Genomic DNA, 25,739 nt, shown 5'->3' with positions numbered 1-25,739 from the left:
GCGAGCGAAGCGAAGCAATCCAGACTGTTGCCAAGGAGGGACTCTGGATTGCTTCGTCGCTTTGCTCCTCGGAGTGACGAACACAATAAGCATAGGAGTAAGTCGTTGTCTCAAGACCTGATCCGCGAAAACGCCTGCGCCGTCGTCGACAAGCTGCGGTCCGGCGATGTCTCGCCGCTCGAACTGCTGGATGTGCTGGAGAAGCGCATCAGTGAGGTCGACGGCACGGTCAACGCGCTGCCGATCCTGTGCTTCGATCGCGCGCGCGACAACGCCAAGGCGCTGATGCGGAAGCCCGCCGGCGCGCGGGGGCTGCTCGCTGGCCTTCCGGTGCCGATCAAGGATCTGACCGACGTTGCAGGCGTGTTGAGCACGCAGGGCTCGCCAATCTTCAGGGACAATATCCCCGCGAAGTCCGACCTCATGGTCGAGAATCTCGAAGCCAACGGCGCGGTCGTCTACGCCAAATCCAACACGCCGGAATTCGGCGCCGGCGCCAACACCTTCAACGAGGTGTTTGGCGCGACCCTCAATCCCTGGGATACTTCGAAATCCGCGGCGGGCTCTTCCGGCGGCGCGGCGGTGGCGCTCGCGACCGGCATGGCCTGGCTGGCGCAGGGCTCCGACATGGGTGGCAGCTTGCGCAGCCCCGCCGCGTTCTGCGGCGTCGTCGGCATGCGCCCGAGTATCGGCCGCGTCGCACATACCCCGAAATCCGGCATCGACCGCAATCTCGGCGTCGTCGGTCCGATGGCGCGCAACGTCGAGGATCTCGCGCTGCTGCTGGATGCCATGAGCGGCGACTACGCGGATGATCCGCTATCGCTGCCGACGCCCACGACCTCGTTCCTGTCGGCGGCTCAGTCCGGCAAGAAGCCGAAGCGCATCGCCTATTCGCCCGATCTCGGCATCACGCCTGTCGATCCCGAGGTCAAGGCGATCACGCGCAAGGCGGCGGAACGCTTTGCCGAGGCCGGCGCCATCGTCGAGGAGGCGCATCCGGATTGGCGCGAGGCGCATGAATGCTTCCACGTTCTGCGCGCCTTCGATTTCGCGATCACCAAGGCCAATCTGCTGCGCACCAAGCGCGACCTGCTCAAGCCCGAGGTGATCTGGAACATCGAGGAAGGCCTCAAGCTCACGGTGGAACAGCTCGCACGCGCCGAGGCCCAGCGCGTCGGCATGACCGCGCGGGCGGTCGAGTTCTTCAAGACCTACGATTTATTGCTGACGCCGACCACGATCGTGCCCCCCTTCCCGATCGAGCACCGCTATGTCGCCGAATGCGCCGGCAAGAGATTCGACAATTACGTCGAGTGGCTCGGCATCGTCTACGCCATCACGCTCGCATGCTGCCCCTCGCTGTCGCTGCCATGCGGCTTCACGGCCTCGGGCCTGCCGGTCGGCGTGCAGGTCGTCGGCGCGCCGCGCGCGGACGCGCAGGTGATTGCCGGGGCGAAAGTGCTGGAGGATATTCTGGGCGTGCGCGGGACGACGCCGATCGATCCCAAGGTGAACAAATAACCGTCTCGTGCCCCGGACGCAGCGCAGCGCTTCTTCAGCGGTGCGCTGCAGAGCCGGGGCCCATCCATCCGCGATCTCGCTTATATCTCTGGGTTCCGGCTCTGCGGCGCAGCGATTACGCGCTGCACCTTGTCCGGGACACGAGATGCCTCATCTTCCGCTCGTTGCCTCCAGGCTTCTGCTGTACCGCGACATCGCAAAGCAAAAGACAAAATAGATCGCGGCGACGAAGATATAGACCTCGACCGAGAATTGCTGCCAGGCGGGGTCGATGATCGCCGTCTTGGCCGTCGTCAGCAGATCGAAGATGCCGATGATGAGGACGAGGCTGGTGTCCTTGAAGAAGGCGATGAAGGTGTTGACCAGCGGCGGGATGACATGGCGGATCGCCTGCGGCAGCACGATCAGCCGGTGCTTGCGCCAGTAGGACAGCCCGAGCGCGTCGGCCGCTTCATATTGCCCGCGCGGCACGGCCTGAAGACCGCCGCGGATGACCTCGGCGAGATAGGCGCCCGCAAACAGGATGATCGCGATCTGCGCGCGCAAGAGCTTGTCGATGTTGAATCCAGCGGGCATGAACAACGGAAACATCACGCTCGCCATGAACAACAGGCTCACCAGCGGCACGCCACGGATCAGTTCGACATAGAGCACGCTGAGAGAGCGGATCGCCGGCAGCTTCGAGCGCCGGCCGAGCGCGACGAGAATGCCGAGCGGAAAGCCGAATGCAAGCCCGAACGTCGCGAGGATCAGCGTGACCGGCAAACCACCCCAACGGTCCTGCGAGACGAAGGAGAGCCCGAGCACGCCGCCCCACATCAGCACGCTGATCAGCGCGAGCGCGCCGATCCAGAGATAGATGAGTTCGCGCCGCCAGAAGGCGCGGCGAGTCGAGAGAAAATACAGCGCGATGAACAGCACTACCGACAGCGCCGGGCGCCACTGCTCGTCGAACGGATAGGTGCCGAACAGGATGAAGCGGTACTTTTCGGGAATGATCGCCCAACATGCGCCGAGGCCGCGCACCGCGCGGCAGGCACTGGAATCATTCGCCGGAGTCAGCCACACCGCATTCGCGATGCCCCACTGAACGAAACTGAAAATGCCCTTGGTGAGCACCGCCAACAGCACGATCGATAGAATGCCATTCGAGATCGACGAGAACAGATTGGCGCGCAGCCAGCGCAACACGGGGTTGCCGATCTGCGAACGACGGGCGGCGCGCGGCGCGTCCGGGATATCGGCGATCACTGTCATGCTCAGCGCTCCACCAGCGCGATGCGCGAATTGTACCAGTTCATGAAGAAGCTGATGGAAAGGCTGATGGTCAAAAACACCGCCATGATCAGCGCGATCGCTTCGATCGCCTGCCCGGTCTGGTTCAGCGTGGTGTTGGCGATCGAGACCACGTCCTGGTAGCCGATCGCGACCGCAAGCGAGGAGTTCTTGGTCAGGTTGAGATATTGGCTGGTCATCGGCGGCACGATCACGCGCAGCGCCTGCGGCAGGATGATCTGCCGCAGCATGAAGCTGCGGCGGAGGCCGAGCGCATTGGCGGCGTCCCACTGCCCGCGCGGCACGGACTGGATGCCGCTACGCACGATCTCGGCAATGAAGGCCGAGGTGTAGGTGACAAGCGCGATCAGAAGCGCGAAATATTCCGGAGCGAGCGTCAGCCCGCCGACGAAGTTGAAGCCGCGCAGCTCCGGCCACTCGATTGTCCAGGACACGCGAAGCAGTAGGGATACCAGCACGGGCAGCGCGAGGACGAAGCTCACCGCAAAGGGCCATACCGGCCGCGGCTTGCCGTCGCGCATCTGCTGCGCAACCAGCCATCGGCGGATGAGATAGACCACGGCAAGGCCGAACGCCGCCGTGCCGAGCACCCAAAGCTGCGGCGGGCCAAGCGGAATTGCCGGCACGATCAGGCCGCGATTGGACAGGAACACTCCGTCGATCGGCCGCCATGCCGCGCGCGCGGCCGGCAGCGCCTGCATCAGCACGTACCAGAACAGAAGCTGAAGCAGCAGCGGGATGTCGCGAAGCGTTTCGACATAGACGGCGGCAAGTCGTGACAGCAGCCAGTTGGCCGACAATCGCGAAATGCCGATCAGCGTGCCCAGGATGGTCGCGAGCACGATGCCGATCACGGCGACGCGCAAGGTGTTGCCGACGCCGACAACGAAGGCCCAGAGATAGGTGTCTCTCGGATTATAGGCGAGCAAACTGTCGGCGATGGGCATGCCGGCCTCACGGCCGAGGAAGGCAAACCCGGTCGTGATGCGGCGCGCCGAAAGGTTGGTGACGGTGTTGGACCAGAGGAAACCGACAACGCCGACAACGATCGCGACCACCAGAACCTGCCAGAACAGGCCCTTCAGCTCACTGGGCCCCCATGCGCTGAAAAAGCGGGGGCGCGGCGGCGGTCTCGGCGTGTCCGTGGTCACAGCGCAAAAATCCTTCTCGAGAGGCAGCGATTTCCGGCAGCGGCACGTCAACTGTTGCACCATTATAAAAATCGTGCAACAAATGTTTCATGGCCGAGCCCGCGAAATCCTCGCCGCTGAGCGAACTGCGCATTGCATTGCCATCGCTGCCGATGCGGCTGCAGGAAGTCGGACGCTTCGTCGCTGCCAACGATTACGACGCCACCACCCGGTCGATGCGCGACCTCGCCGCAGTTGCCGGCGCCGATCCCGCCGCGTTCACGCGCCTCGCCAAGGCTATCGGCTATTCCGGCTGGGACGAATTACGCGCAGCGCTGACCGAGGCGCGGCGACCCTCGCAGACGTCGCCCTTCTCTGGCCGCGCCAGAAGCCGCCGGCCCGGCCCGAATGCCGATGTCGCACTGGTCACCGACAAGCTCGAGGCAGAGGCCGCCGGACTTCCGCGGATCCCCGCCCAGCCGATTGTGGAAGCCGCACGCGCCCTGCATGAGGCCAAGCGGATCTGGATCGCAGGTTATCGCAGTTGCCGGAGCGTGGCCGAGCTGTTGAACTACGAGCTGCGGCTGTTCCGTCCCGAACAGGTGCAGCTCATCGGCGTGTCCGGCCCCGACGATCTCGATCTCGGCGCCTTCCGCCCTGGCGAGGCCGTCATCGTCATCGGCTTCCTGCCCTACACGCATGCGAGCGTCCGCGTCGCGCAAGCTGCCCATCGCAGCGGCGCAACGCTGATTGCCGTCGCGGACAGCCTCTCGGCACCGATGGCCGAGGGGGCCGACCATGTCCTGCTGTTCGAGGCGGCCTCCTCTCCCGGCTTCTTCCCGAGTCTCACGGGCGCGATCGCGATCGCGCAGTCGCTGGCGGCAGTGACGTTCGCGCTCGGCGGCGTCGCCGCGAAGAAACGCCTGGAGCATACCGAGGCGCGGCTCGCTGCTGCCTCCACCTACGTTTCGGAGAAAGGTTGACCCATGGCCCCTCGCACCAGCCGCGTGCTGCACCGCTCGTTGCGCGAGACGCCGCCCAAGGCGATCGGCGGCGAAGGCGTCTATCTCTTTGCGGAGGACGGACGGCGCGTGCTCGACGCCTCCGGCGGCGCGGCGGTCTCCTGTCTCGGCCACCAGCATCCACGCGTGATCACGGCGATGGCGAAGCAGGCCTCGACGCTGGCCTATGCGCACACCGCCTTCTTCTCGTCCGAGCCCGCCGAAGCCCTCGCCGAGACGCTGGTCGGCCATGAACCCGGCGGCCTCGCATATGCCTATTTCGTCAGCGGCGGATCGGAGGCGATCGAGGCCAGCATCAAGCTCGCGCGGCAATATTTCATCGAGCGCGGCGAGCCACAGCGTCAGCATTTCATCGCGCGGCGACAGAGCTACCACGGCAACACGCTGGGCGCCCTCGCCGCCGGCGGCAACGCCTGGCGGCGCGCGCCCTATGCGCCGCTGCTCTCGGCCGCCTTCAGCCACGTGACGCCGGCATTCGCCTATCATGAACAGCGCGACGGTGAATCCGATACACAGTTCGTTGCGCGGCTCGCGGCGGAGCTCGAAGCGGAGTTTCAGCGGCTCGGTCCCAACACCGTCGCGGCGTTCCTTGCCGAGCCCGTCGTCGGCGCCACCGCCGGCGCGGTGACGGCACCGGACGGCTATTTCAGGGCGGTGCGCGAGATCTGCGACCGGCACGGCGCGCTGCTCGTCCTCGACGAGGTCATGTGCGGCATGGGCCGCACCGGCACCACGCACGCCTGGGAGCAGGAAGGCGTCGCGCCGGACATCCAGGCGATCGCAAAGGGGCTCGGCGGCGGCTACCAGCCGATCGGGGCAATGCTCGCGAGCGGCAAGATCATCGACACCATCCGCGCCGGCTCGGGCGCCTTCCAGCACGGCCATACTTATCTCGCGCATCCCCTCGCCTGCGCCGCCGCACTGGCCGTGCAGGAGGTGATCCGCGAGGACGGCCTGCTCGAGCGCGTCAAGGAGCGCGGCAGGCAGCTCGAACAGCGCCTGACCGAGCGCTTCGGCAATCACCGCCATGTCGGCGACATCAGGGGCCGTGGCCTGTTCTGGGCGATCGAGCTGGTCTCTGATCGCGCCAGTCGTACCTCGTTCGATCCCGCGCTCAAGCTCAATCAGAAAATCAAGGCGGAGGCCTTCGCCAATGGGCTCGGCTGTTATCCCGGCGGCGGCACCGTGGATGGCGTTCGCGGCGACCATGTGCTGCTGGCGCCGCCCTATATCGCCTCCGCCGACGAAATCGACCAGATCGTCGACAAGCTCGGCACGGCCGTCGACAACGTGTTGCGTAGTGTCAATCACTGAGGGGAGTAGCATGATGAGGAAAGTGGTTATCGCGGCGGGCGTGCTCGCTGCATCGACAATTGTCGCATCCGCCGCGACGCTCGACACGGTGAAGAGCCGCGGCACGTTGGTGTGCGGCGTCAGCGCCGGCTTTGCCGGCTTCTCGGCGCCGGACTCGCAAGGCAACTACAAGGGCCTCGACGTCGATTATTGCCGCGCGCTCGCAGCCGGCGTGCTGGGGGATGCCAGCAAGGTGCGCTACGTCTCCCTGACCGCGCAGAACCGTTTCACTGCGCTGCAATCGGGCGAGATCGACGTGCTCTACCGCAATTCGACGCAGACTTACTTGCGCGGTGTGACGCTTGGCCTGCGCCAGGGTCCGATCAACTTCTACGACGGCCAGGGCTTTGTCGTGAAGAAGGACCTCGGCGTGAAGGAGATCAAGGACTTGAAGGGCGCCACCGTCTGCGTGGCGCAGGGCACCACGCATGAGGTCACGCTCGGCGATTACGGCCGCGCCAACGGCATCGACTGGAAGCCGCTGGTGTTCGACCGCGTCGACACCATGTACCAGACCTTCTTCGGTGGCCGCTGTGACGCCATGACCCAGGACGCCTCCGCGCTCGCGGGCGCGGTGACGACCGCCGCGCCGAACCCGGCCGACTACGTCGTGCTGCCGCAAACCATCAGCAAGGAGCCGCTCGGGCCCTTCACCCGCAACGGCGACGAGGTCTGGAGCGACATCATCACCTGGCTGCATTACGGCCTGATCGAGGCCGAGGAGCTCGGCGTCACGCAAGGCAATGTCGACGAAATGGCGAAGTCGCAGACGCCTGCGATCCAGCGCCTGCTGGGGGCCTCCGGCGATCTCGGTTCGCGGCTCGGGCTCGACAACAAATGGCTGGTCACCGCGCTCAAGGCCACCGGCAATTACGGCGAGATCTACGAGCGCAATGTCGGCAAGGCGAGCCCGCTCAAGCTCGATCGCGGCCTCAACGGCCTCTGGAGCAAGGGCGGCTTGATGTACGCATTGCCGTTCAAGTAAACGTCTCTCGTGTCCCGGACGCGCTGCGGCGTGCAACGCCGCTGCGCAGAGCCGGGACCCAGGAAGCCACGGCTTCTGACACACCAAAGGAATGGGCCCCGGCTCAGCAGCGCATCACTACGTGCTGCTCTGCGTCCGGAGCGCGAGACCTCTCAGGTAGCCACGTTGAATGACGACGCCCCCTCGCATCGCCCTGATCCACGCCCTCAAGCATTCCATCGCGCCGATCGAAGCGGCGTTCGCCAAGGCTTGGCCGGAGGCGCGGCTGATGAACCTGCTCGACGACAGTCTGTCGGCGGATCTGGCCCGAGACGGCGTGCTCAACGACGCCATGACCGAGCGCTTCCTCGCGCTCGGCGATTATGCGGCGGCGACCGGGGCGAACGGGATCCTGTTCACCTGCTCGGCCTTCGGCCCCTGTATCGAGGCGGTGGCACGCGCGCATGCGCCGATGCCGGTACTGAAGCCGAACGAAGCCATGATCGCGCGCGCGGTGACGATGGGCAAGCGGATCGGCCTGCTCTCGACCTTCCCGCCGACGCTGGCCTCGATGCCGCCGGAATTTCCGGCCTCGGTCGAGATCGTGCCGAAGCTCGCCGAGGGCGCGCTGGCCGCACTCGACCGCGGCGACCGCGCCATGCACGACCGGCTAATCGTGGAAGCATCGAAGGATCTGCGCGATTGCGACATCATCGCGCTGGCGCAGTTCAGCATCGCGGCAGCCGCGCCGCTGGTCGCGGAAGCCACCGGCCGTCCCGTCGTGACCACGCCGGACAGCGCGGTCGATAGGCTGATGACCCTCTTGAGGGTAAAAGCTTAGGTACCAGCCGCCTTCCCACGCCGCGCGCCCTTGATCGCGGCCGCGAGCGCGACCTTCGTTTCGCTGACGAAATCCTCGACCAGCTCCTCGCGCGTGGCGTGCGCGGCCTCGCCGGTGAACAGGCCCTGCTCGGCCAGCATCACCACGCCGTGCAAAGCCGCCCAGATCTTGAGCGCCTGGCGTTCGCGCAAATAACCGACGGCGGGCGCTTCCAGCGCCTCGATCACGAGTGCAAACGTCTCGCGCGTCGCCTCGTGCAATTCGCTGCCCTTGGCAGCGCACGACACTGTGCGCGAGGCGAACATCAATCGGTAGATGCCGTTGCGGCGCAAACCGAAATCGAGCGTCGCCTGCGCCAGCCGCGACAGTTTCGATTGCCTCGACGGCTTGGCCATTGCCTCGCGCAGAAGTGCACTGAGCTGCCGGAACGCCTCCGCCGTCACCGCCGTTAGCAGCGCATCACGGTCGACAAAGTGCCGGTATGGCGCTGGCTGCGAGACGCCAAGTTGCTTGGCCAGCGCCTTGATGCTGATCGCCTCGGCCCCGCCCTGCTCCGCCTCGCGCAACGCGGCCTTGATCAGCGCGTCGCGGAGATCGCCATGGTGGTAGGTGTTGGCAGGCTTGCGGGCGAGTTGTGAGCGCATGTTGTGGCGAAGCCTATAAGTTTGCGCTTGACAGGGGAAGCCTGCCGCGAATGTAATAGCATATAACTTAAAGCCCGCGACAAACGTCGCGGATAAAGACCACCCTGAGGAACGCGCCGCCCTGCGGGTCCCGGCGCGCATGCGACCAAGGATGCCGCCATGACAGAGCGACTGAGGGTTCACGTCGATCCCGACAAATGCCAGGGCCACGCGCGCTGCAAGGCGCTCGCGCCGGAATTGTTCGAACTGGACGAATATGGCAACGCCCACGAAGCCGGCGACGGCACGGTCCCGCCGGGGCTCGAGGACAAGGCCTGGCTTGCCAAATCCAATTGCCCCGAAATCGCGATCGATGTGATCGAGGAGTAGCCTCGATGTGATCGAGGAGTAGCGCGGCCTCGTCCGCCCCGCGTCCTATCAGCGAACACGAGCCAAGGGATTCCCTGCCATGTCCGACGCCAGTCCGCCCGCCGCCCATCCGCCCGTCACCGACTGGGTCCATGATTTCGATCATACCGATCCGCAATGGACGGAAGATCCCTTCCCGATCTGGGAGGAGCTGCGCGCCGCAAGTCCGGTCGTGCGCACCGAGCGTTTCCTCGGCTGCTACATGCCGACGACCTATGAAGCGGTGCGCGAGATCGCCAACGACACCGAGCATTTCTCCTCGCGCCGCATCATCGTGCGCGACGTCCGTCCCGAGGTCGCGAGGAACGCCGCGCCGCCGATCACTTCGGATCCGCCCGTGCACAAGCCGGCCAAGCAGCTTTTGCTGCCTCCCTTCACGCCGGACGCGATGAAGAAGCTGGAGCCGCGGATGCGCGCGATCTGCAACGAGCTGATCGACGGCTTCATCGCCGACGACAAGGTCGACGCCGCCGCGCGCTACGCCAAGTATATCCCGGTTCGGGCCATCGCCCACATGCTCGGCATTCCCGAGAGCGACAGCGATCTCTTCATCAACTGGATCCACATGATCCTGGAGCTCGGCATCAAGGACGAGAGCAAGCTGCTCCAGGCCGTACAGGAGATGAGCGCCTATTTCAGGACGCATATCGAGGAGCGCAGATCCAAGCCGACCGACGATCTCATCTCCTATCTGATGAATGCCAAGGACAAGGAGGGCCAGCCGCTGGAAGAGTCCCACGTCCTCGGCTCGCTGCGCCTGCTCCTGATCGCCGGCATCGACACCACCTGGAGCGCGATCGGCTCCTCGCTCTGGCACCTCGCCCGGACGCCCGCCGACCGCGAGCGCCTGATCGCCGAGCCCGGGTTGATCCCGATAGCGGTGGAGGAACTGCTGCGGGCCTATTCGCCGGTGACGATGGCGCGCGAGGTCGTCAAGGAGACCACGATCTCGGGATGCCCGGTCAAGGCGGGCAACATGGTGCTGCTGTCGTTCCCCGCCGCGAACCGCGATCCCAAGGTGTTTCCGGACGCTGACAAAGTCGTGATCGACCGCCGCGAGAATCGCCACGCCGCTTTCGGCCTCGGCATTCACCGCTGCGTCGGTTCCAACCTTGCGCGCATGGAGATGCAGGTTGCGCTGGAGGAATGGCTGAAGCGGATTCCTGGCTTCCGGCTCGATCCGGCAGGCACCGTGACTTGGTCGCAGGGCACGGTGAGAGGCCCCCGCCAGTTGCCATTTCTGTTTGGAAAGGTGATGTAGGCCTTTCCAAACAGCGATACGGAAAGGCCGGACGTGACTGAGCAAGCTATCAAACCGGCCTCCGACCACATCGACATCGCCGACGCCAGGCGGCGGATCAAGGCGATCTTCATCGGCTCCATCGGCAATCTCGTCGAGTGGTACGACTTCTACGCCTACACGGCGTTCGCGCTCTATTTTGCTCCCGCCTTCTTCCCTGGCAGCGACCCCGTCGTGCAGCAATTGAACGTTGCCGTCGTCTTTGCGGCGACGTTCCTGATGCGACCCCTGGGCGGCTGGTTGTTCGGCTATCTCGCCGACCATTTCGGACGGCGCATCTCGCTGACCTTGTCGGTCGTCTTCATGTGCTTTGGCTCGCTGATCATTGCGCTGACGCCGACCTATGCCACGATCGGGTTCGCCGCGCCTGTCATCCTCGCGCTTGCCCGGGTCATCGAGGGCCTGAGCCTCGGCGGCGAATATGGCGCCAGCGCCACCTATCTCAGCGAGGTCGCCGATCCCAAGCACCGTGGCTTCTATTCGAGCTTCCAATACGTCACCCTGATCGGCGGCCAGCTCACCGCGATCATCGTGCTGCTGCTCCTGCAGAAAGTGTTCCTGACGCCGGAGGAACTGAAGGCATGGGGCTGGCGCATCCCCTTTGCGATCGGCGCGCTGCTGGCGATCTTTGCCGCGGTGATGCGGCGCGGCCTGCACGAGACGGAGGCGTTCGAGGAAGCCAGGAAGGTGGTGAAGCCGACCGGTTCGATCACCAATTTGCTGCGTTATCCGCGCGAGCTCCTCCTGGTGGTCGGCCTCACCGCCGGCGGCACCGCGGCGTTCTACACCTTCACCACCTACATGCAGACCTTCGTCAAGCTTTCGGTCGGGCTGACGGAGGACCAGACCACTTTCGTGATCTTCGGCACGTTGATCTTCGCGACCATCCTCCAGCCGATCTACGGCGCGATCTCCGACAAGATCGGGCGCAAGCCGCTGCTGATCTTCTTCGGTGTCGCCGGCACGCTCGCGACGGTGCCGCTGTTGATGACGCTGAAGGAGACCAAGTCGCCCTTCGTCGCGTTCGTCCTGATCTGCTGTGCCTGGCTGTTCGTCGCCGGGTACACCTCGATCAACGCGGTGGTGAAGGCCGAGCTGTTCCCGACCAATGTCCGCGCGCTCGGCGTCGGCCTGCCCTATGCCATCACCGTGTCGGTCTTCGGCGGCACGGCGCCTGCGATCGCGCTCTATTTCAAGAGCATCGGCCACGAGGAATGGTTCTATTTCTACCTCAGCGGCATCATCTGCCTGTCCCTCGTCATCTATGCTACCATGCGCGACACCAAGCACACTTCGGCAATGCACCGGCACGAGTAGATCATGGCTGACGAGACACCATCCGACAGCAAGCTGACGCGCACCAAGGAAAAATGGGCGCGCGAGGGCCGCTTTCTCACAGGGAAGATCACGCGGCCGGAGGACCAAAGACTGCCGCCCGGCCAGCACCTCACCAAGGACTGGCCGGTGCTCGATCTCGGGGTGGTGCCGCCGGTCTCGCGCGACCGCTGGCGGCTCGACGTCTACGGCGCGGTCGAGAGCCCCGTGTTCTGGACCTTCGTCGAATTCACCGCGCAGAAGCAGGCGCGGTTCACCTCCGACATTCATTGCGTCACCACCTGGTCGCGCTACGACAACGAGTGGGAAGGGCTTGCCACACGCGAGCTGCTCGCGGCCTGCCAGCCGCGCGAGGATGCACGCTTCGTGACACTGCATTCCCATGACGGCTACACCACCAACCTCGCGCTGGAAGACTTTGCCGCCGAGGATGCGTTGCTCGCCCATAGCTGGTCCGGCAAGCCGCTGACGGAGGAGCATGGCGGCCCGGTGCGGCTGGTCGTGCCGCATCTGTATTTCTGGAAGAGCGCGAAATGGCTCCAGTCCATCGAATTCCTGACCGAGGACGCGCCGGGCTTCTGGGAAGTCCGCGGCTATCATAACCGGGGCGATCCCTGGGCCGAGCAGCGCTATTCCGACGATTAGAATTCAAGCAGGAACGAGGGGAAGCCCATGCCGACGGAACGCTTTCAATTCACGGGCGAAGGCGGCCATCAGCTTGCAGCCGCGCTGGAACTGCCGGACGGCGAGCCCGCGGCCTATGCGCTGTTTGCGCACTGCTTCACTTGCGGAAAGGATACGCTCGCCGCCAAGCGCATCTCGGTCGCGCTGGCCGCCAGAGGCATCGCGGTGCTGCGCTTCGACTTCACCGGGATCGGCTCGAGCGAAGGCGATTTCGCCAATTCGACGTTTTCGTCCAACGTGGCCGATCTCGTGCGCGCAGCCGACCATCTGCGCGACGCCCGCAAGGCGCCGTCGCTCCTGATCGGCCACAGCCTCGGCGGCGCCGCGATCCTCGCAGCCGCCGGAAGAATTCCCGAGGCCACGGCTGTCGTGACCATCGCGGCCCCATCCGATCCGGCGCACGTGACCGGCCTCTTCAAGGAGCATCTCGACAACATCCGCGCACAGGGCGAGGGCGAGGTCTCGCTTGCAGGACGCCCATTCCGGATCAAGCGGGAATTCCTCGACGACGTGGCCGAGCACGAACTGATGAAAGACATCACGGGGCTGCACAAGGCGCTGCTGGTAATGCACTCGCCGGTCGATGACACCGTCGGGATCGAGAATGCAACGAAGATCTTTGTCGCGGCAAAGCACCCCAAGAGCTTCGTCTCGCTCGACCATGCCGATCATCTGCTCGCCAAACCCGCCGACGCGCTCTATGCCGCCGACATGATCGCGGCCTGGGCCAGCCGCTATATCGACACGGCGCGACGGGCGAAGACGATGGACCGCCCGGAGGAGCCGCGGAAGGTCCTGGTGCAGGAGACTCGCAAGAGCAAATTCAACCAGATCATCACCGTCGGGCCGCATCGCCTCGTGGCGGACGAGCCGGTGTCAGCTGGCGGCGAGGACGCCGGCCCGGGGCCCTACGATTTCCTGCTCGCTGGCCTCGGCGCGTGCACCTCCATGACCATGCGGCTCTATGCCGACCGCAAGTCGCTGCCGCTCGATCGGGTCACGGTCACGCTGAAGCACTCGAAAATCTATGCCAAGGATTGCGAGGAGTGCGAGACGCGGGAGGGCATGCTCGACCAGATCGAGCGCGACATCGCGATCGACGGCGCGCTGGATGCCGAGCAACGCAAGAAGCTGATGGAGATCGCAGACAAGTGCCCGGTGCACCGGACACTGACGTCGGAGATCCGCATCGTGACGAAGGCCGTGGACTAGCTAAGCGGCCGGCGAGCCAGCCCCGGCTGCCTTGAGCGGCTGAACCCGCAGCACGCCACGCAAACCTGCGGTCGTGCCGAGCAGGATGCCGGCGAGCGCGACGAACGATCCTAGCGCCAGGGTCGACACACCCGTGAGCCCCTGCCCGATCGAGCAGCCGAACGCCATCACGCCGCCGATGCCCATCAGCGCGGCGCCGCTGCCCGAGCGCAGCATGTGGCGCGGCGAGGAATAGCCTTCAAGCTTGAATCGGCCCGTGGCAAGTGCAGTGATCAGGCTGCCGGCGAACACGCCGGCGACCGTCGCAATGCCGAAGTTGAGCGTCAAGCCTGTCGAGAGCATGGCGTATTGCAAGCTATCGGCGATCGGCGCGATGAAAGTGAGCGAGGTCACCGGCACCGGATTGAAGTCGTCGGCACCGAGATAGCCGGTGACGAACCAGCCGGCGGCGACAAGCAGGCCGACAATAATGCCTGCCGCGATCTGGCCCGGCGAGCGCCGGAACATCGGATGCGCGAAGGCAAACAGGATCAGCACGAGGACGAGCACGGCGGCAGCCAGCGTGCGCGACAGAGCTTCAGTTGGGCCAAGTCTCGCCAGCAGCGACGGCAGCGAATTGACGCTGACGGTGGTTTGCGAGGCCTGAACCAGCGCGATTCGCGCCGGTGCGATCAGCCCCTTGAGCGTCATCTGCGCGGCGATGGCGAGTACGGTCACGACGACGAAGGAGCGGAGGTTGCCGCGGCCAAGCAACACCAGGGCGCGCGAGCCGCAGCCGTTCGACAGCACCATGCCGTAACCGAACAGCAGTCCGCCGAAGAACAGCACCGGCACCGAGAAGGTCTGCTGCAGGTAGATCGACTTGCCGAGATCGGCCATGCCGTTGCCCGCAAGGAACTGGCTGGCGGCGATCGCAACCGCGATCGCCAGCGCATATGTCCGCACCAGCCGCCCGTCTCCCTCCGCAAGCCAGCCGCGCATGCTGCTCATCAGGCAAAAGCCACTGAGAAGGCCGACGGCGCCGTAGACAACGCCGATGGCGAGGCCGGCGACAATGACGAGTGCTGCGGACGAGTCCATGACTACGGCTTCAGGACCACGCGGTCACGCGAGGAACCGGCGACCGCGACATACGCCTCCTTGGCGCGCTCCAGCGGATAGACGGCATGCGCCTTGATCGGGAACGGCTTCAGCTGGCCGCTCGCAAAGCCCGGGCTGAGATCGCGCAGCACCGCGCCTGTGGCGGCCGACGACAGGCCGAGCGTATCGATGCCGACATAGGTGTGCTGGCCGCGGTAGAATTCGAGAATGTTGAACTGCACGATGCGCTCGATCGCGGCGATCAGGATCTGGCGGCCGCGCAAGGCGAGCGATTTGTGCGCGGCCTGGAAATAGGGATCGCCGACCGTGTTGAAGACGATGTCGGCGCCCTTGCCGCCGGTCAATTCGCGCACGCGCGTGGCGACGTCGGTCGCGGACGCGTCGATCACCTCGACGGGGGCATTGGTGTGGCCTTCGTAGGCCTCCGCCTTGCGCACCACGCCGATGACGCGCGCGCCCTGCCAGGTCGCGATCTGCACCGCGGCCTGGCCCACCTTGCCGTTGACGCCGAATACCAGGATGGTCTCACCGTACTTCGGTACGCCGGCGCGACGAAAGCCTTCCATCGCGGTGACAAAGGGCACGCCGATGCCGGCGGCCTCCTCCCACGACACCGTCTTCGGCTTCTCCACCACCGCGTCGGCTTCGACGACGAGATGGGTTGCATGGGTGCCGTCACGGCGGATGCCGAGATCGCCGGAGGAGCCGAACACCTCGCGGCCGACGGTGCCAGCCGGCCCCTCGGTCACCACGCCGGCATAGTCGCGGCCCGGTGTGCGCGGGAATACGGCGTAGGGCATCAATCCGGTTGCTGCCTTGACATCCGAGGGGTTGACGGCGGCGGCCTTCACCTCGATCAGGACATCGTTCGGACCGCGCGTCAGCGTATGACGCTCGACCACCGGCGCGACCGCGGCAGCGTTCTCGGCCTTGGCATTGAGGCGCACGCAGCGCGCTTCGACGGTTTTGGTATCGGCTGGCGACATGAAAAGACCCGCGATTTCTCGCGGGCCTTGTCGCCTTTGGGGCCGATCAAGTCAATCGGTCGAATCAGTCCTTGGGCCGCTTGTCGTAGAGGCGTTTGGCCTTGCCGAGCGAGCGTTCCAGCGTGGCGGGCGCGACCACCTGCACCCTGGAGCTGATGCCGATGGTGTTCTTGATGTGGCTCGATATCCGGTCGGCATGGTCGAGCAGACCGCGCCCGTCCCAGCTCTCGGATCGCGCTTCCGCGATGATGGTGAGCTCGTCCATACGGCCTTCACGGGTCAGTTCCAGGATGAAGTGGCCGCCGCACCAGTCGGTCGCGAGCAGCACCTCCTCGATCTGGGTCGGGAACAGGTTGACACCTCGCAGGATGATCATGTCGTCGGAGCGCCCGGTCACCTTCTCCATGCGACGCATGCCCGGCCGCGCCGTGCCCGGCAGCAGCCGCGTCAGGTCGCGGGTGCGATACCGGATCACGGGAAAGGCTTCCTTGGTGAGCGAGGTGAAGACCAGTTCGCCCTTCTCGCCGTCGGGCAGCACCGCACCCGTTTCAGGGTCGATGACCTCAGGATAGAAATGGTCCTCCCAGATGTGCAGGCCGTCCTTGGTCTCGATGCATTCCTGGGCGACGCCGGGGCCGATCACTTCGGAGAGACCGTAGATGTCGGTCGCGTCCATATCGAAGGCCTCCTCGATCTCCCCGCGCATCGCATTGGTCCAGGGCTCGGCGCCGAAGATGCCGACCTTGAGCGAGCATTGGCGCGGGTCGAGCTTCTGCCGCTTGAACTCGTCGAGGATCGCCAGCATGTAGCTCGGCGTCACCGTGATGATGTCGGGCCGGAAATCGTTGATGAGCTGCACCTGCCGCTCGGTCATGCCGCCCGAGATCGGCACCACGGTGCAGCCGAGTTTTTCGGCGCCGTAATGCACGCCGAGCCCGCCGGTGAAGAGGCCGTAGCCGTAAGCATTGTGGATGATCATGCCGGTGCGGCCGCCGGCGGCGCGGATCGAGCGCGCCATCACGTCCGACCAGGTATCGATATCACGTTGCGTGTAGCCCACCACGATCGGCTTGCCGGTCGTGCCGGAGGACGCATGCACGCGCACCAGCTTTTCGCGTGGCACGGCGAACATGTTGAAGGGATAATTATCGCGCAAATCCGTCTTCACCGTGAACGGGAATTTCGCGAGATCGGAGAGCTCGCGAAAATCTGACGGATGCACGCCGGCCTCGTCGAAGGCCTTGCGATAATGCGCGACGTTGTCATAGGCGTGCTTCAGCGACCAGGCCAGCCGCTGCTTCTGCAGCGCCATGATCTCATCACGCGAGGCGCGCTCATGCACGTCCATCTCGGCGCTATAGGCGCTGCCGCCTTCCTTGAGCCTCGTCAGAGCCATCCTTGCTTCCCCACGTTGTTTCGTTCTTTTTATTTGTCCTGCTCCGGCAGCCATGTGCCGGGAATGACACGCGAGTGCCCGCGGAATTCTGCGATGATGGTCTCGCCTGCGGTAACACGCACGTCATAGATGCCGGAGCGGCCGCCGCGCGTGACCTCGCGTGCCTTCGCAACAAGGCGATCCCCGAGTTTACCCGGCTTGATGAAGGTGATCTGGCCTTGCGCGGCAACGACGCGGTCGTTGTGCGAGTTGCAGGCAAAGGCAAAGGCGGAATCGGCGAGCGTGAAGATGAAGCCGCCATGGGCGATGCGCTGGCCGTTGACCATGTCCGGCCGCACATTCATCGCGAGCGTTGCGAAGCCGGGGCCAATCTCGACGATCTCCATGCCGAGCCCCTTGGAGGCATCGTCCTCCGCCCACATCGCCTCAGCGCAGGCGCGGGCAATATCCTCAGGCGACAGAGCAGCTTTGACGTTCACGCGCTCCTCCCGGCGAAATGTTTGCCCATGATGTTCTGCTGGTTGGCCGAAACTGTCAAATAATGCGACGCATTTGCATTGGCGGGACCTGATACGCCTGCTCAGACGTGGTCGTAATCGACGACGACCCGCTCCGACGACGGCTTGGCCTGGCAAGTCAGGATGAACCCTGCCTTCAGTTCCCACGGCTCCAGCGAATAATTGATGTCCATCGGCGCCTCGCCTTCGACCAGCTTGGCGCGGCAGGTCGAGCACATGCCGCCCTTGCAGGCGAAGGGCAGATCGACGCCGGCGCGCAACGCGGCATCGAGGATCGCCTCGTCCTCCGCCACCGGAACGTCGCGACGCTTGCCGTCGATGATCAGCGAGGCGATCGCCTTCGGCGGCGCGTCGGGCGCAACCGCCTTTTTCGGCCGCGGCTTGCCGCCGAATTCGGAGACGAAGCGCTCGACATGGATGCGGTCTTGCGCGACGCCGAGCTCGCGGCAGGTCGCCTCGATGTCCTCGCTCATGCCGGACGGACCGCAGATGAAGACGTGATCGACGCTTGCCGCCGGCACCAGCGAGCGCAGCAGCACCCTCACCTTGTCGCCGTCGAGCCGGCCATGCAGGATCGGGATGTCCTGCTCTTCGCCGGAGATGACGTGAAAGATCGAGAGGCGGTCGATGAAGCGATCCTTCAGCTCTTCGAGCGGCTCGAGGAACATGATGTTGTCGCTCGATCGGTTGCCGTAGAATAGGAAGAAGCGGTTGTCCGGCTCGCGTGCGAGGATGCCCTTGACGATCGACAGGATCGGCGTAATGCCGGAGCCTGCGGCAAAGCCGACATGGATCCGCCCCGTATCGGCCGGCGCGACCGCGCCGAAGCGGCCGGTCGGCGTCATTACGTCGAGTTCGTCGCCGCATTTGAGTTCATCGGCGGCCCAGTTCGAGAACGCACCGCCATCGACCTTCTTCACGGCGATGCGGATCTCGCCGTCGTCGGGGCCGGAACAGATCGAATAGGAGCGGCGCACCTCCTCACCGTCCAGCATCGTGCGAAGCGTGAGATACTGCCCGGGCGTGAAGGCGTAATCGCGAGCGAGTTCGCCCGGGATGGCGAAGGTCATCGAGACGGCGTCGGCCGCCTCGCGGCGAAGGCCGCTGACGGCCAGACGATGAAAGCGCGGTGCGGCTGCGGACATGGTCAATGACACTTGAAGTAATCGAAGGGTTCGCGGCAGGACTTGCAGCGCCACAGCGCCTTGCAGGAGGTCGATCCGAATTCGGACAGCAGCTCGGTGTTCTCGGAGCCACATTGCGGGCAGGCGACGGCCTGGGCGCCGAACAATGCCCGGCGCGAGTTCGAGGCCTGCGGCGGCGCGATGCCGTAGGCGCGCAGCTTTTGGCGGCCCTCCTCGCTCATCCAATCGGTGGTCCAGGCCGGCGACAGCACCGTGCGGACCTTTGAGCCACGGAATCCAGCGCGCTCCAGCGCGACCTCGATTTCCAGCGCGATCATGTTCATCGCCGGGCAGCCGGAATAGGTCGGCGTGATCGCGACATCGACATGATCGCCGTCGAGCGCAACCTCGCGGAGCACGCCGAGGTCGGCGATGGTCAGCACCGGAATTTCGGGATCGACCACGCTCGCCGCGGCGTCCCAGGCGCGCCGGCGCAGCTCGCTGTCGCGGTCGAGCACGCTCACCATGTCAGCCCCGGGAACGTGCGCTGCATCGATTGCAGCTCGGACAGGAGATGGCCGAGATGTTCGCTGTGCCGGCCCGCGCGGCCGCCTTGCTGCATCCAGTCGTTTTGCGGCAAGACCAGTGTGGCTTCGCTGGCGACGTTGGAAAGCGTCTGCAACCAGCGACCGCGCAAGGTGCCGGGATCGATCGCAATACCCGCATGGATCAGGGCGCGCTCGCCGTCATCGACGGCAAACATCTCGCCGGTGAAGGCCCAGAGGTGATCGACCGCGGCTTGCGCGCGGGCATGACTCTCATCGGTACCGTCGCCGAGCCGGATGAGCCACTCCGAAGCGTGGCGCACATGATAGGCGCTCTCCTTCTCCGACTTGGCGGCAATGGCCGCGAGCGTCGTATCGCGCGAATCCATCATCGCGCGCCAGTAGAGATCCGCGAAAGCCGAATAGAAGAACTGCCGCACCAGCGTCTGGGAAAAATCGCCGTTGGGCTGCTCCACCAGCAGCAAATTGCGGTATTGCCTGACGTCGCGCAAGTAAGCGAGCTTGTCCTCGTCGTTGTCCCTCCCCTCGACCTTGCTCGCATAGGTATAGAGCTCGCGCGCCTGGCCGATCAGGTCGAGCGCGATGTTGGAGAGGGCCATGTCCTCTTCCAGCATCGGCGCATGCCCGCACCATTCCGACAGCCGGTGGCCGAGGATCAACGCATCGTCGGCACGGCGCAGCGCGTAGAGCACCAACGGCGTTTCGGAGACCTGGATGTTGGCGGTCGCCATCACATATGCCCCACTTCCTCGGGCACCTCGTAGAAGGTCGGATGCCGGTAGATCTTCGATTCCGCCGGCTCGAACATCATGCCCTTCTCAGCAGGATCGCTGGCGGTGATCGCGCTCGACGGCACGACCCAGATCGACAGGCCCTCGCCGCGGCGGGTGTAGATGTCGCGGGCGGCCTGCAGGGCCATGGTGGCGTCACTCGCATGCAGCGATCCCACATGCTTGTGCGCGAGCCCGTTGCGACTGCGAATGAAGACTTCCCACAGCGGCGTGTTCGGCGTGGCCATATTGATCTCCTATTCCGCGGCTTGTGCGGTCTGGCGCTGCGCGCGCTTCACCGCAAAGGCGGCGGCGGCTTCGCGTACCCATGCGCCCTCGTCGTGCGCCTTGCGGCGCGCGGCCATGCGGTCGCGATTGCAGGGGCCGTTACCGGCGAGCACCTGCTTGAACTCGGTCCAGTCGATCTCGCTGTAGCGCCAATGCCCCTCGGCATCCTGCGTCATACCGGGATCGGGAATGGTGAGGCCGAGATAGTGCGCCTGCGGCACGGTGGCATCGACGAACTTCTGGCGCAGTTCGTCATTGGAGAAGCGCTTGATCTTCCACTTCGTCGAGGTGTCGCTGTGCTGGCTCGTGGCGTCGGGCGGGCCGAACATCATCAGCACCGGCCACCACCATCGGTTCAGCGCATCCTGCGCCATCGCCTTCTGCTCGTCCGAGCCGCGGCACAGCGTCAGCATGATCTCGTAGCCCTGACGCTGGTGGAACGATTCCTCCTTGCAGACCCGGATCATCGCGCGGGCATAGGGGCCGTAGGAGCAGCGGCACAGCGGGATCTGGTTCATGATCGCGGCGCCGTCGACCAGCCAGCCGATGGTGCCGATGTCGGCCCAGGTCAGCGTCGGGTAGTTGAAGATCGAGGAATATTTGGCTTTGCCCGCGAGCATGGCGTCGACCAGCTCTTCGCGCGAGGAGCCGAGCGTCTCGGCGGCGGCATAGAGATAGAGCCCGTGGCCGCACTCGTCCTGCACCTTGGCGAGCAGCGCGGCCTTGCGGCGCAGGGTCGGCGCACGGGTGACCCAGTTGCCCTCCGGTAGCATACCGACGATCTCGGAATGGGCGTGCTGGGAGATTTGGCGAGTGAGCGTCTTGCGATAGGCCGCTGGCATCCAGTCGTTCGGCTCGATGCGTTCCTCGGCATCGATCCGGGCCTGGAATAGCGCAGCCTTGGCCGCGTCCTCAAGACCGCGATCATCGGTCTCGGCCGTGTTCAGCGCCTGGGTATACATGCGCGGTCCTCCCATTTATTGGGAGACAATATATAACAAGAACTAAGTCATGCAAGATATTTCTGTAACATAAAAATCAGCCTCCGAACCTCCTTTCCAGCAGCTTTCGGGCCGGTGGCAATGGCCCCTTCTCGTTGGTTCCATGTCCATCAAGCCATTGTTCGGAGGAAGGAAGCAGCGCGCGATAGACTTCGCCGCACAGCTCCCGTGCGGCCCTGCCCGGCCAGTTCGTCGGCAGCAGGCTTTCGGGCAACAGCGGATCGCGCAGCACGACGCGGCGGTAGTGGTGGATCAAGAGGATGCGTGCGGTGAAGGCGTCGGCCTCGGACAGCTCCGAGCCACGCGCAAGTGCGGCACGTAGCGGCTCGAACGTCTTCATGAATTTCAGATAGGCATCCGCGGTGCGATCCAGCGGCCAGCTCGCACTGAGCAGACGACGGCCGCTGTCGTCCTCTGCCGAGACTTCGAGGCGGATCGCGCCTGCGGCTTCATCCGGCACCGGCACGCCCGACGGCGCGACCCACACGCCCGGCAGCGGACTGCCGAAACCGGCATTACGGAGCGCTTCGCGCGAAGCGTCACGATCCTCCCCGCTGCCGATCAGCAGCAGCTCGAAGCGCCCGGTCCAATCGGATGGTGGCGGATCGTAGATGTGCCGCGTCGCAGCCTCAAACGTCTGGCGCCCCTTGTCGGCCAGGCGATAGAAGCTGTTGCGGCCGACCTTTTCGCGGGTGAGCCAGCCGTCGGCGGCAAGGCGCGACATCGCGGTGCGCACCACGCCGGCATCGATGTCCAGACTTTCGAAGAATTCCAGCAGCGTACCGAGCCACACCGAACCGCCGCGCGGCACGATGGCGTCGCCGAACACGGTGATGACGATGGAGCCGGTGCGCGACGGCTCGCGCTTGAGCTGGTCGATGATGCGGGAGAGCGGATGCGCCATGCGCGAGGCATAGCGCGTTTGATGCGGGCGCGACAATGGACGGGTGCGACGCTGTCAGTATCCCCATATCGCATATGACTTGAGGAGAGATTTGAGCGCACGCCTCGTCCTTCGAGACGGCCGCTTCGCGGTCTCCTCAGGATGAGGCTATGCAGCATTGGAGCTCGTTGAAACTGATGCCGCGCACGAGGGTCCTCATCCTGAGGGCCCGCCAACGGCGGGCGTCTCGAAGGATGGCCACAGGCGAGGTCGCTCCCATATGCGATTGCCCTGCCGTAGGCGGGAGAGGTGAAGAACCTACCGATGCGGATCGGGATACGCCAGGCCACGCCAGCCGCTGCGGTCGAAGGGGCGCCACTGGCCCTCCTTCTGCGCGAGGCGGTCGGCGACCGCATAGACCACGGCCGGATGGTGCCCCATGCCGCAATGGCTGCTCTCGACCTCGATGCTCTCCGTCTGCGCACCCTTCTTCTCCATGCAGCCCTGCCAGGCGCAGACGCCGTCGGTGCGGCTGAAGATGGCCGTGGTCGGTACCGGCGGCGGAGCGGCAAGCTCGCCGCCGAACTCGGGATCGACCTCGTCGGACTTCTGCCCGCTCGCCCATTCATAGACGCGCCAGGCATTGGTCGAACGGGGATTGCCCGCAAAAGGACTGCCGAGCGTGATCACCTGACGGACGCGCTCGGGCATCATCTTGGCGAGCTGACGCGCATAGAGGCCACCGAGGCTCCAGCCGACCAGGCTGATCTTGCGGCCATGGGTGTCGTTGAGCTCCTCGACCAGATCGACCATCGCGTGCTGTACACCGTCACGCAGGCCGTAATTGCGGCCCTGGCGCCAGCCGCTCACCGGATAGCCTTTGCTGCCCAGGAACGTGCGTAGCGCGCCCGTGGAGGCGTCCGAGGCCACGAGGCCCGGCAGCACGAGCACCGGATGCCCGTCGCCACGCGGCGCAAGACTCAACAGAGGTAGTGCGCCCAGGAACGCGCCGAACTCATGGATCGCACGCCCTTCCAAAAACATCAGAGTTTTGGACGGCGCACGCAGCGTCTGGGCAGAAGCGGTCATCACTGTTTCCCCTGAGAAGGGCCGGTCGAGAGGCCGGCAAAATGGGCATGAATTTCCAACACGCCGGCTTCTGGATCGTTCCGCAGCGCAACATGAATCAGCTAGGCGGCCGGTTCCCGACATTCAAGCGGGAGAGTGGCGGGGCGACAATAGGCCCGCGTGTTAATGCTAACGTCCGTGACGCAAAAGTCACAGCCATCGAAGCAGGAATTCTACGGAGTAGAGCGCGAGCCCGGCGAGGCCGCCGATCAGCGAGCCGTTGAAGCGGATGTATTGCAGGTCACGCCCGATGTTGATTTCGATCAGCGAAATCAACTGCGCCATGTCCCACGCCTTGACCTGGTCGGAGATGAAGATCGAAACGCCGCTCTTCTGGTCGGCGACGAAGCTGCGCAGCACCGTGACCAGCCCCTTGTTGATCTCGCCGCGCAGCTCAACATCGCCCGCGAGGGCTTCACCGGCAGCCGCGAACATTCCGGCGAGATGATGCTGAAGCACCTGTGTCTCGCCACTCGCGCTGCGTTCAATGAAGGTGCGCGTGTTGGCCCAGACGGTGCGGGCGAGATCGGCAAGCTCGGGCCGCGCCAGCAGATCGCGCTTCAGCCCGTCGATCCGGTCGATATACGCCTGGTCGGTGCCGAGCCGGTCGACGAAGCTCAGCACCATACGATCGAACTCGCCGCGGAACGGATGCTTGGGATCGCTGCGCACCTCGTTGAAGAAGGCGGTGGCGGAGGCCACGATCTTGTTCACCAGAAACTTGTCGGCACGATAAAGCCTGAGCAGGGTCGGCAATTCCGCGCGCACCTTCTCGCGGATCATCCCCATCGTCTCTGTCTGGTTCAGCGTCTCGTGCATCACGCGCAGGAGATCGTCGAACAGGATCTGGTGGCGCCCCTCCGCCACGAAGCCACGCAGCGTGCCGGCCGCAAGCGGCGCAAGGTCGATCGCCTGCAGCTGCGAAGACATGCGGCGAATGATGAAGGTCATCAGGCCCGAGCTCTCGGTTGCCGAGACGGCTTCCGGCAACAAGCGCAGCGCGAAGCGCGCCAAATCATCGCTGCGCTTACGATCGCGCAGCCAGTCGGCGACGAAGGAGCCGAAATCGATCTCCTTCAGCTTGGCCTCTACGGGATCTGCCGAGAGGAAATGCACCTGGATGAACTCGCCGAGCTTGTCGGCGATGCGGGCCTGGTTGCTCTGGATGATCGCGGTATGCGGGATAGGCAAGCCAAGCGGCCGCTTGAACAGCGCGACGACGGCATACCAGTCGGCGAGGCCGCCGATGGTTGCCGCTTCCGCGAAGGCCGCGATGAAGCCGAACACGGGGTGCACGGGAAGCAGCAACTTCGCGGCGACGAACAGGGCAAGCGTCGAAGCCAGCACCATTGTCGCCAGCGTCTTGACGCGGCGCAGTTCGGCCGCGCGTTCGGCATCGCCTGGGGTGTCGAAGGAGAAAGTGCGTGGTGTCATTGTGAATACTTAGCGTGTAGATCTCCGCGTGTCCCGGGCGCGGTGCAGCGCGAAGCGATGCGCCGCAGAACCGGGGCACAGCGTCCAAGGCAGCATGGACCCCGATCAGCAGAGCACCACGCCGCAAGAACGGCGCGCTGCGCTGCATCCGGGGAACGCAGCAGACAAAAACAAAAGGCCCGCCGAAGCGGGCCTCAAATTCAGTTTGGTCTCAGGGCGCCGGATCAGGCGGTCTTGTTGTAGACCTTGGCAAAATTGTCCTGAGCGGACTTGGCACTGTTGGCCGCGAGCTGGCCGACGTAGTCCGCGGTCGCCTTGGCGCGCGAGACGAACACTTCGCCGCGGGAGCGGAGCAAGCTCGACTGGATCTCGACGGCCTCGCTGAACGACTTGGCGGACGCAAGCTTGTCGATGCCGGCGAAGAACGCCTGGGCGTCGTCATAGATCGCCTGCTGGATGTTGCGGCTGATCTTGCCGGCCTCGGTGACCGATTCGGTCACAGCGTTCTCGACGGCGGCGGTCACGCGCTCGGAGCCAGCGAACACCTCGGCAGCACGGTCCTTGGCGGTGTTGGCGGACTTCTTGACGAACTCGCGGGCAGCCTCGGGAACTTCCAGGTTCTGGATGTTCTTGAAAGCGTCCTTGAAGCCCTCGAAAGCGGTGTTGGTTTCAGTGGTCATGGGGTTTCTCCATCCTCATTGCTTTGAGCTATGGGCTCACCCCGTCCTCATTGGCCCGGGGCACTTCCTATATGGCATAGTTAATGGTGCGCTGCAACATTCATATTGCGGTGCGATATCACGATTTCGTGAACAGCTTCAATCGGAGGCA

26 protein-coding genes are annotated in these 25,739 nt (G+C 64.9%); 10 read left to right on the top strand and 16 right to left on the bottom strand.

The window, feature by feature from the left end; translation table 11 throughout:
• Positions 1 to 105 precede the first annotated feature (105 nt).
• Positions 106 to 1,524: an amidase gene (locus CIT39_RS11125; RefSeq protein ID WP_094975312.1), complete on the top strand. Its 1,419-nt coding sequence runs from the start codon at positions 106 to 108 to the stop codon at positions 1,522 to 1,524.
• Positions 1,525 to 1,674: 150 nt separating this feature from the next.
• On the opposite strand, the gene CIT39_RS11120 is transcribed toward CIT39_RS11125, so the two are convergent.
• Both CIT39_RS11120 and CIT39_RS11115 read right to left on the bottom strand, forming a co-directional pair.
• Positions 1,675 to 2,781, bottom strand: coding sequence for an amino acid ABC transporter permease (locus CIT39_RS11120; RefSeq protein ID WP_094975313.1), 1,107 nt, complete (start codon positions 2,779 to 2,781; stop codon positions 1,675 to 1,677).
• A 2-nt stretch (positions 2,782 to 2,783) separates the two neighbouring features.
• Positions 2,784 to 3,971, bottom strand: a complete 1,188-nt coding sequence (locus tag CIT39_RS11115; protein WP_094975830.1) for an amino acid ABC transporter permease — start codon at positions 3,969 to 3,971, stop codon at positions 2,784 to 2,786.
• A gap of 89 nt (positions 3,972 to 4,060) precedes the next feature.
• On the opposite strand from CIT39_RS11115, the gene CIT39_RS11110 reads away from it, so the two are divergent.
• The 4 genes from CIT39_RS11110 (at position 4,061) to CIT39_RS11095 (ending at position 8,130) form a co-directional block, all read left to right on the top strand.
• On the top strand, positions 4,061 to 4,933 hold the full coding sequence (locus CIT39_RS11110; RefSeq protein WP_094975314.1) for a MurR/RpiR family transcriptional regulator: 873 nt from the start codon (positions 4,061 to 4,063) through the stop codon (positions 4,931 to 4,933).
• Between the two features lie 3 nt (positions 4,934 to 4,936).
• On the top strand, positions 4,937 to 6,286 hold the full coding sequence (locus CIT39_RS11105; protein WP_094975315.1) for an aspartate aminotransferase family protein: 1,350 nt from the start codon (positions 4,937 to 4,939) through the stop codon (positions 6,284 to 6,286).
• A gap of 10 nt (positions 6,287 to 6,296) precedes the next feature.
• Complete coding sequence (locus CIT39_RS11100) at positions 6,297 to 7,310, top strand: amino acid ABC transporter substrate-binding protein (RefSeq protein ID WP_094975316.1); 1,014 nt, start codon at positions 6,297 to 6,299, stop codon at positions 7,308 to 7,310.
• Between the two features lie 169 nt (positions 7,311 to 7,479).
• The gene (locus CIT39_RS11095) at positions 7,480 to 8,130 is read left to right on the top strand and encodes an aspartate/glutamate racemase family protein (RefSeq protein ID WP_094975317.1); all 651 of its coding nucleotides are present in this window, start codon (positions 7,480 to 7,482) and stop codon (positions 8,128 to 8,130) included.
• Here CIT39_RS11095 and CIT39_RS11090 read toward each other — a convergent pair.
• Positions 8,127 to 8,774, bottom strand: coding sequence for a TetR/AcrR family transcriptional regulator (locus CIT39_RS11090; protein ID WP_094975318.1), 648 nt, complete (start codon positions 8,772 to 8,774; stop codon positions 8,127 to 8,129). The two genes, CIT39_RS11095 and CIT39_RS11090, sit on opposite strands and share 4 nt — an antisense overlap.
• A gap of 159 nt (positions 8,775 to 8,933) precedes the next feature.
• On the opposite strand from CIT39_RS11090, the gene CIT39_RS11085 reads away from it, so the two are divergent.
• From CIT39_RS11085 to CIT39_RS11065, 5 genes are all read left to right on the top strand, one after another.
• The gene (locus CIT39_RS11085) at positions 8,934 to 9,143 is read left to right on the top strand and encodes a ferredoxin (RefSeq protein WP_007607931.1); all 210 of its coding nucleotides are present in this window, start codon (positions 8,934 to 8,936) and stop codon (positions 9,141 to 9,143) included.
• 79 nt (positions 9,144 to 9,222) lie between these two features.
• Positions 9,223 to 10,443: a cytochrome P450 gene (locus CIT39_RS11080; protein WP_094975319.1), complete on the top strand. Its 1,221-nt coding sequence runs from the start codon at positions 9,223 to 9,225 to the stop codon at positions 10,441 to 10,443.
• Between the two features lie 33 nt (positions 10,444 to 10,476).
• Positions 10,477 to 11,799, top strand: a complete 1,323-nt coding sequence (locus CIT39_RS11075; RefSeq protein WP_094975320.1) for an MFS transporter — start codon at positions 10,477 to 10,479, stop codon at positions 11,797 to 11,799.
• Between the two features lie 3 nt (positions 11,800 to 11,802).
• Complete coding sequence (locus CIT39_RS11070) at positions 11,803 to 12,462, top strand: sulfite oxidase-like oxidoreductase (RefSeq protein ID WP_094975321.1); 660 nt, start codon at positions 11,803 to 11,805, stop codon at positions 12,460 to 12,462.
• Positions 12,463 to 12,489: 27 nt separating this feature from the next.
• The gene (locus CIT39_RS11065; protein ID WP_094975322.1) at positions 12,490 to 13,713 is read left to right on the top strand and encodes a bifunctional alpha/beta hydrolase/OsmC family protein; all 1,224 of its coding nucleotides are present in this window, start codon (positions 12,490 to 12,492) and stop codon (positions 13,711 to 13,713) included.
• On the opposite strand, the gene CIT39_RS11060 is transcribed toward CIT39_RS11065, so the two are convergent.
• The 13 genes from CIT39_RS11060 to CIT39_RS11000 all read right to left on the bottom strand — a co-directional run bounded on the left by CIT39_RS11060 (position 13,714) and on the right by CIT39_RS11000 (position 25,588).
• Positions 13,714 to 14,793 (bottom strand): YeeE/YedE family protein, encoded by a 1,080-nt coding sequence (locus CIT39_RS11060; RefSeq protein ID WP_094975323.1) that lies wholly within the window; start codon positions 14,791 to 14,793, stop codon positions 13,714 to 13,716. It lies immediately after the preceding gene.
• A gap of 2 nt (positions 14,794 to 14,795) precedes the next feature.
• On the bottom strand, positions 14,796 to 15,800 hold the full coding sequence (locus CIT39_RS11055; RefSeq protein WP_094975324.1) for a quinone oxidoreductase family protein: 1,005 nt from the start codon (positions 15,798 to 15,800) through the stop codon (positions 14,796 to 14,798).
• A 64-nt stretch (positions 15,801 to 15,864) separates the two neighbouring features.
• Positions 15,865 to 17,196, bottom strand: coding sequence for a phenylacetate--CoA ligase PaaK (gene paaK / locus CIT39_RS11050; RefSeq protein ID WP_094975325.1), 1,332 nt, complete (start codon positions 17,194 to 17,196; stop codon positions 15,865 to 15,867).
• Between the two features lie 29 nt (positions 17,197 to 17,225).
• A complete protein-coding gene (paaI, locus tag CIT39_RS11045; protein WP_094975326.1) occupies positions 17,226 to 17,675 on the bottom strand; it encodes a hydroxyphenylacetyl-CoA thioesterase PaaI in 450 nt (149 codons plus the stop codon).
• Between the two features lie 101 nt (positions 17,676 to 17,776).
• A complete protein-coding gene (paaE, locus tag CIT39_RS11040; RefSeq protein WP_162308447.1) occupies positions 17,777 to 18,859 on the bottom strand; it encodes a 1,2-phenylacetyl-CoA epoxidase subunit PaaE in 1,083 nt (360 codons plus the stop codon).
• A gap of 2 nt (positions 18,860 to 18,861) precedes the next feature.
• Positions 18,862 to 19,365 carry a 1,2-phenylacetyl-CoA epoxidase subunit PaaD gene (paaD, locus tag CIT39_RS11035; RefSeq protein WP_094975328.1) on the bottom strand — a complete coding sequence of 168 codons (504 nt, stop codon included), beginning with the start codon at positions 19,363 to 19,365 and terminating at the stop codon, positions 18,862 to 18,864.
• Positions 19,359 to 20,135, bottom strand: a complete 777-nt coding sequence (paaC, locus tag CIT39_RS11030; protein ID WP_162308446.1) for a 1,2-phenylacetyl-CoA epoxidase subunit PaaC — start codon at positions 20,133 to 20,135, stop codon at positions 19,359 to 19,361. Before paaC ends, paaD begins: the two co-directional genes overlap by 7 nt.
• Positions 20,135 to 20,422 carry a 1,2-phenylacetyl-CoA epoxidase subunit PaaB gene (gene paaB / locus CIT39_RS11025; protein WP_015687593.1) on the bottom strand — a complete coding sequence of 96 codons (288 nt, stop codon included), beginning with the start codon at positions 20,420 to 20,422 and terminating at the stop codon, positions 20,135 to 20,137. The genes paaC and paaB overlap by 1 nt, the downstream gene beginning before the upstream one ends.
• A gap of 9 nt (positions 20,423 to 20,431) precedes the next feature.
• On the bottom strand, positions 20,432 to 21,424 hold the full coding sequence (gene paaA / locus CIT39_RS11020; protein ID WP_094975330.1) for a 1,2-phenylacetyl-CoA epoxidase subunit PaaA: 993 nt from the start codon (positions 21,422 to 21,424) through the stop codon (positions 20,432 to 20,434).
• Positions 21,425 to 21,500: 76 nt separating this feature from the next.
• Complete coding sequence (gene paaX / locus CIT39_RS11015; RefSeq protein ID WP_094975331.1) at positions 21,501 to 22,367, bottom strand: phenylacetic acid degradation operon negative regulatory protein PaaX; 867 nt, start codon at positions 22,365 to 22,367, stop codon at positions 21,501 to 21,503.
• 297 nt (positions 22,368 to 22,664) lie between these two features.
• The gene (locus CIT39_RS11010; RefSeq protein WP_094975332.1) at positions 22,665 to 23,435 is read right to left on the bottom strand and encodes an esterase/lipase family protein; all 771 of its coding nucleotides are present in this window, start codon (positions 23,433 to 23,435) and stop codon (positions 22,665 to 22,667) included.
• A gap of 189 nt (positions 23,436 to 23,624) precedes the next feature.
• The gene (locus CIT39_RS11005) at positions 23,625 to 24,908 is read right to left on the bottom strand and encodes a DUF445 domain-containing protein (protein ID WP_094975333.1); all 1,284 of its coding nucleotides are present in this window, start codon (positions 24,906 to 24,908) and stop codon (positions 23,625 to 23,627) included.
• A gap of 224 nt (positions 24,909 to 25,132) precedes the next feature.
• Positions 25,133 to 25,588: a phasin gene (locus CIT39_RS11000; RefSeq protein WP_094975334.1), complete on the bottom strand. Its 456-nt coding sequence runs from the start codon at positions 25,586 to 25,588 to the stop codon at positions 25,133 to 25,135.
• Positions 25,589 to 25,739 lie beyond the last annotated feature (151 nt).

The organism is Bradyrhizobium symbiodeficiens (assembly GCF_002266465.3).
Taxonomy (GTDB): Bacteria; Pseudomonadota; Alphaproteobacteria; order Rhizobiales; family Xanthobacteraceae; genus Bradyrhizobium; species Bradyrhizobium symbiodeficiens.
Note: the sequence above shows the minus strand (reverse complement) of the source record. Positions and strands in the feature narration are given on the sequence as shown.

Coding starts and splice junctions, on each gene's coding strand:
- CIT39_RS11120 (WP_094975313.1), bottom strand. CDS start 2,781: ATGACAGTGATCGCCGATATCCCGGACGCGCCGCGCGCCGCCCGTCGT.
- CIT39_RS11110 (WP_094975314.1), top strand. CDS start 4,061: ATGGCCGAGCCCGCGAAATCCTCGCCGCTGAGCGAACTGCGCATTGCA.
- CIT39_RS11105 (WP_094975315.1), top strand. CDS start 4,937: ATGGCCCCTCGCACCAGCCGCGTGCTGCACCGCTCGTTGCGCGAGACG.
- CIT39_RS11100 (WP_094975316.1), top strand. CDS start 6,297: ATGATGAGGAAAGTGGTTATCGCGGCGGGCGTGCTCGCTGCATCGACA.
- CIT39_RS11095 (WP_094975317.1), top strand. CDS start 7,480: ATGACGACGCCCCCTCGCATCGCCCTGATCCACGCCCTCAAGCATTCC.
- CIT39_RS11090 (WP_094975318.1), bottom strand. CDS start 8,774: ATGCGCTCACAACTCGCCCGCAAGCCTGCCAACACCTACCACCATGGC.
- CIT39_RS11085 (WP_007607931.1), top strand. CDS start 8,934: ATGACAGAGCGACTGAGGGTTCACGTCGATCCCGACAAATGCCAGGGC.
- CIT39_RS11080 (WP_094975319.1), top strand. CDS start 9,223: ATGTCCGACGCCAGTCCGCCCGCCGCCCATCCGCCCGTCACCGACTGG.
- CIT39_RS11070 (WP_094975321.1), top strand. CDS start 11,803: ATGGCTGACGAGACACCATCCGACAGCAAGCTGACGCGCACCAAGGAA.
- CIT39_RS11065 (WP_094975322.1), top strand. CDS start 12,490: ATGCCGACGGAACGCTTTCAATTCACGGGCGAAGGCGGCCATCAGCTT.
- CIT39_RS11060 (WP_094975323.1), bottom strand. CDS start 14,793: ATGGACTCGTCCGCAGCACTCGTCATTGTCGCCGGCCTCGCCATCGGC.
- CIT39_RS11055 (WP_094975324.1), bottom strand. CDS start 15,800: ATGTCGCCAGCCGATACCAAAACCGTCGAAGCGCGCTGCGTGCGCCTC.
- paaK (WP_094975325.1), bottom strand. CDS start 17,196: ATGGCTCTGACGAGGCTCAAGGAAGGCGGCAGCGCCTATAGCGCCGAG.
- paaE (WP_162308447.1), bottom strand. CDS start 18,859: ATGTCCGCAGCCGCACCGCGCTTTCATCGTCTGGCCGTCAGCGGCCTT.
- paaD (WP_094975328.1), bottom strand. CDS start 19,365: ATGGTGAGCGTGCTCGACCGCGACAGCGAGCTGCGCCGGCGCGCCTGG.
- paaC (WP_162308446.1), bottom strand. CDS start 20,135: ATGGCGACCGCCAACATCCAGGTCTCCGAAACGCCGTTGGTGCTCTAC.
- paaB (WP_015687593.1), bottom strand. CDS start 20,422: ATGGCCACGCCGAACACGCCGCTGTGGGAAGTCTTCATTCGCAGTCGC.
- paaA (WP_094975330.1), bottom strand. CDS start 21,424: ATGTATACCCAGGCGCTGAACACGGCCGAGACCGATGATCGCGGTCTT.
- paaX (WP_094975331.1), bottom strand. CDS start 22,367: ATGGCGCATCCGCTCTCCCGCATCATCGACCAGCTCAAGCGCGAGCCG.
- CIT39_RS11010 (WP_094975332.1), bottom strand. CDS start 23,435: ATGACCGCTTCTGCCCAGACGCTGCGTGCGCCGTCCAAAACTCTGATG.
- CIT39_RS11005 (WP_094975333.1), bottom strand. CDS start 24,908: ATGACACCACGCACTTTCTCCTTCGACACCCCAGGCGATGCCGAACGC.
- CIT39_RS11000 (WP_094975334.1), bottom strand. CDS start 25,588: ATGACCACTGAAACCAACACCGCTTTCGAGGGCTTCAAGGACGCTTTC.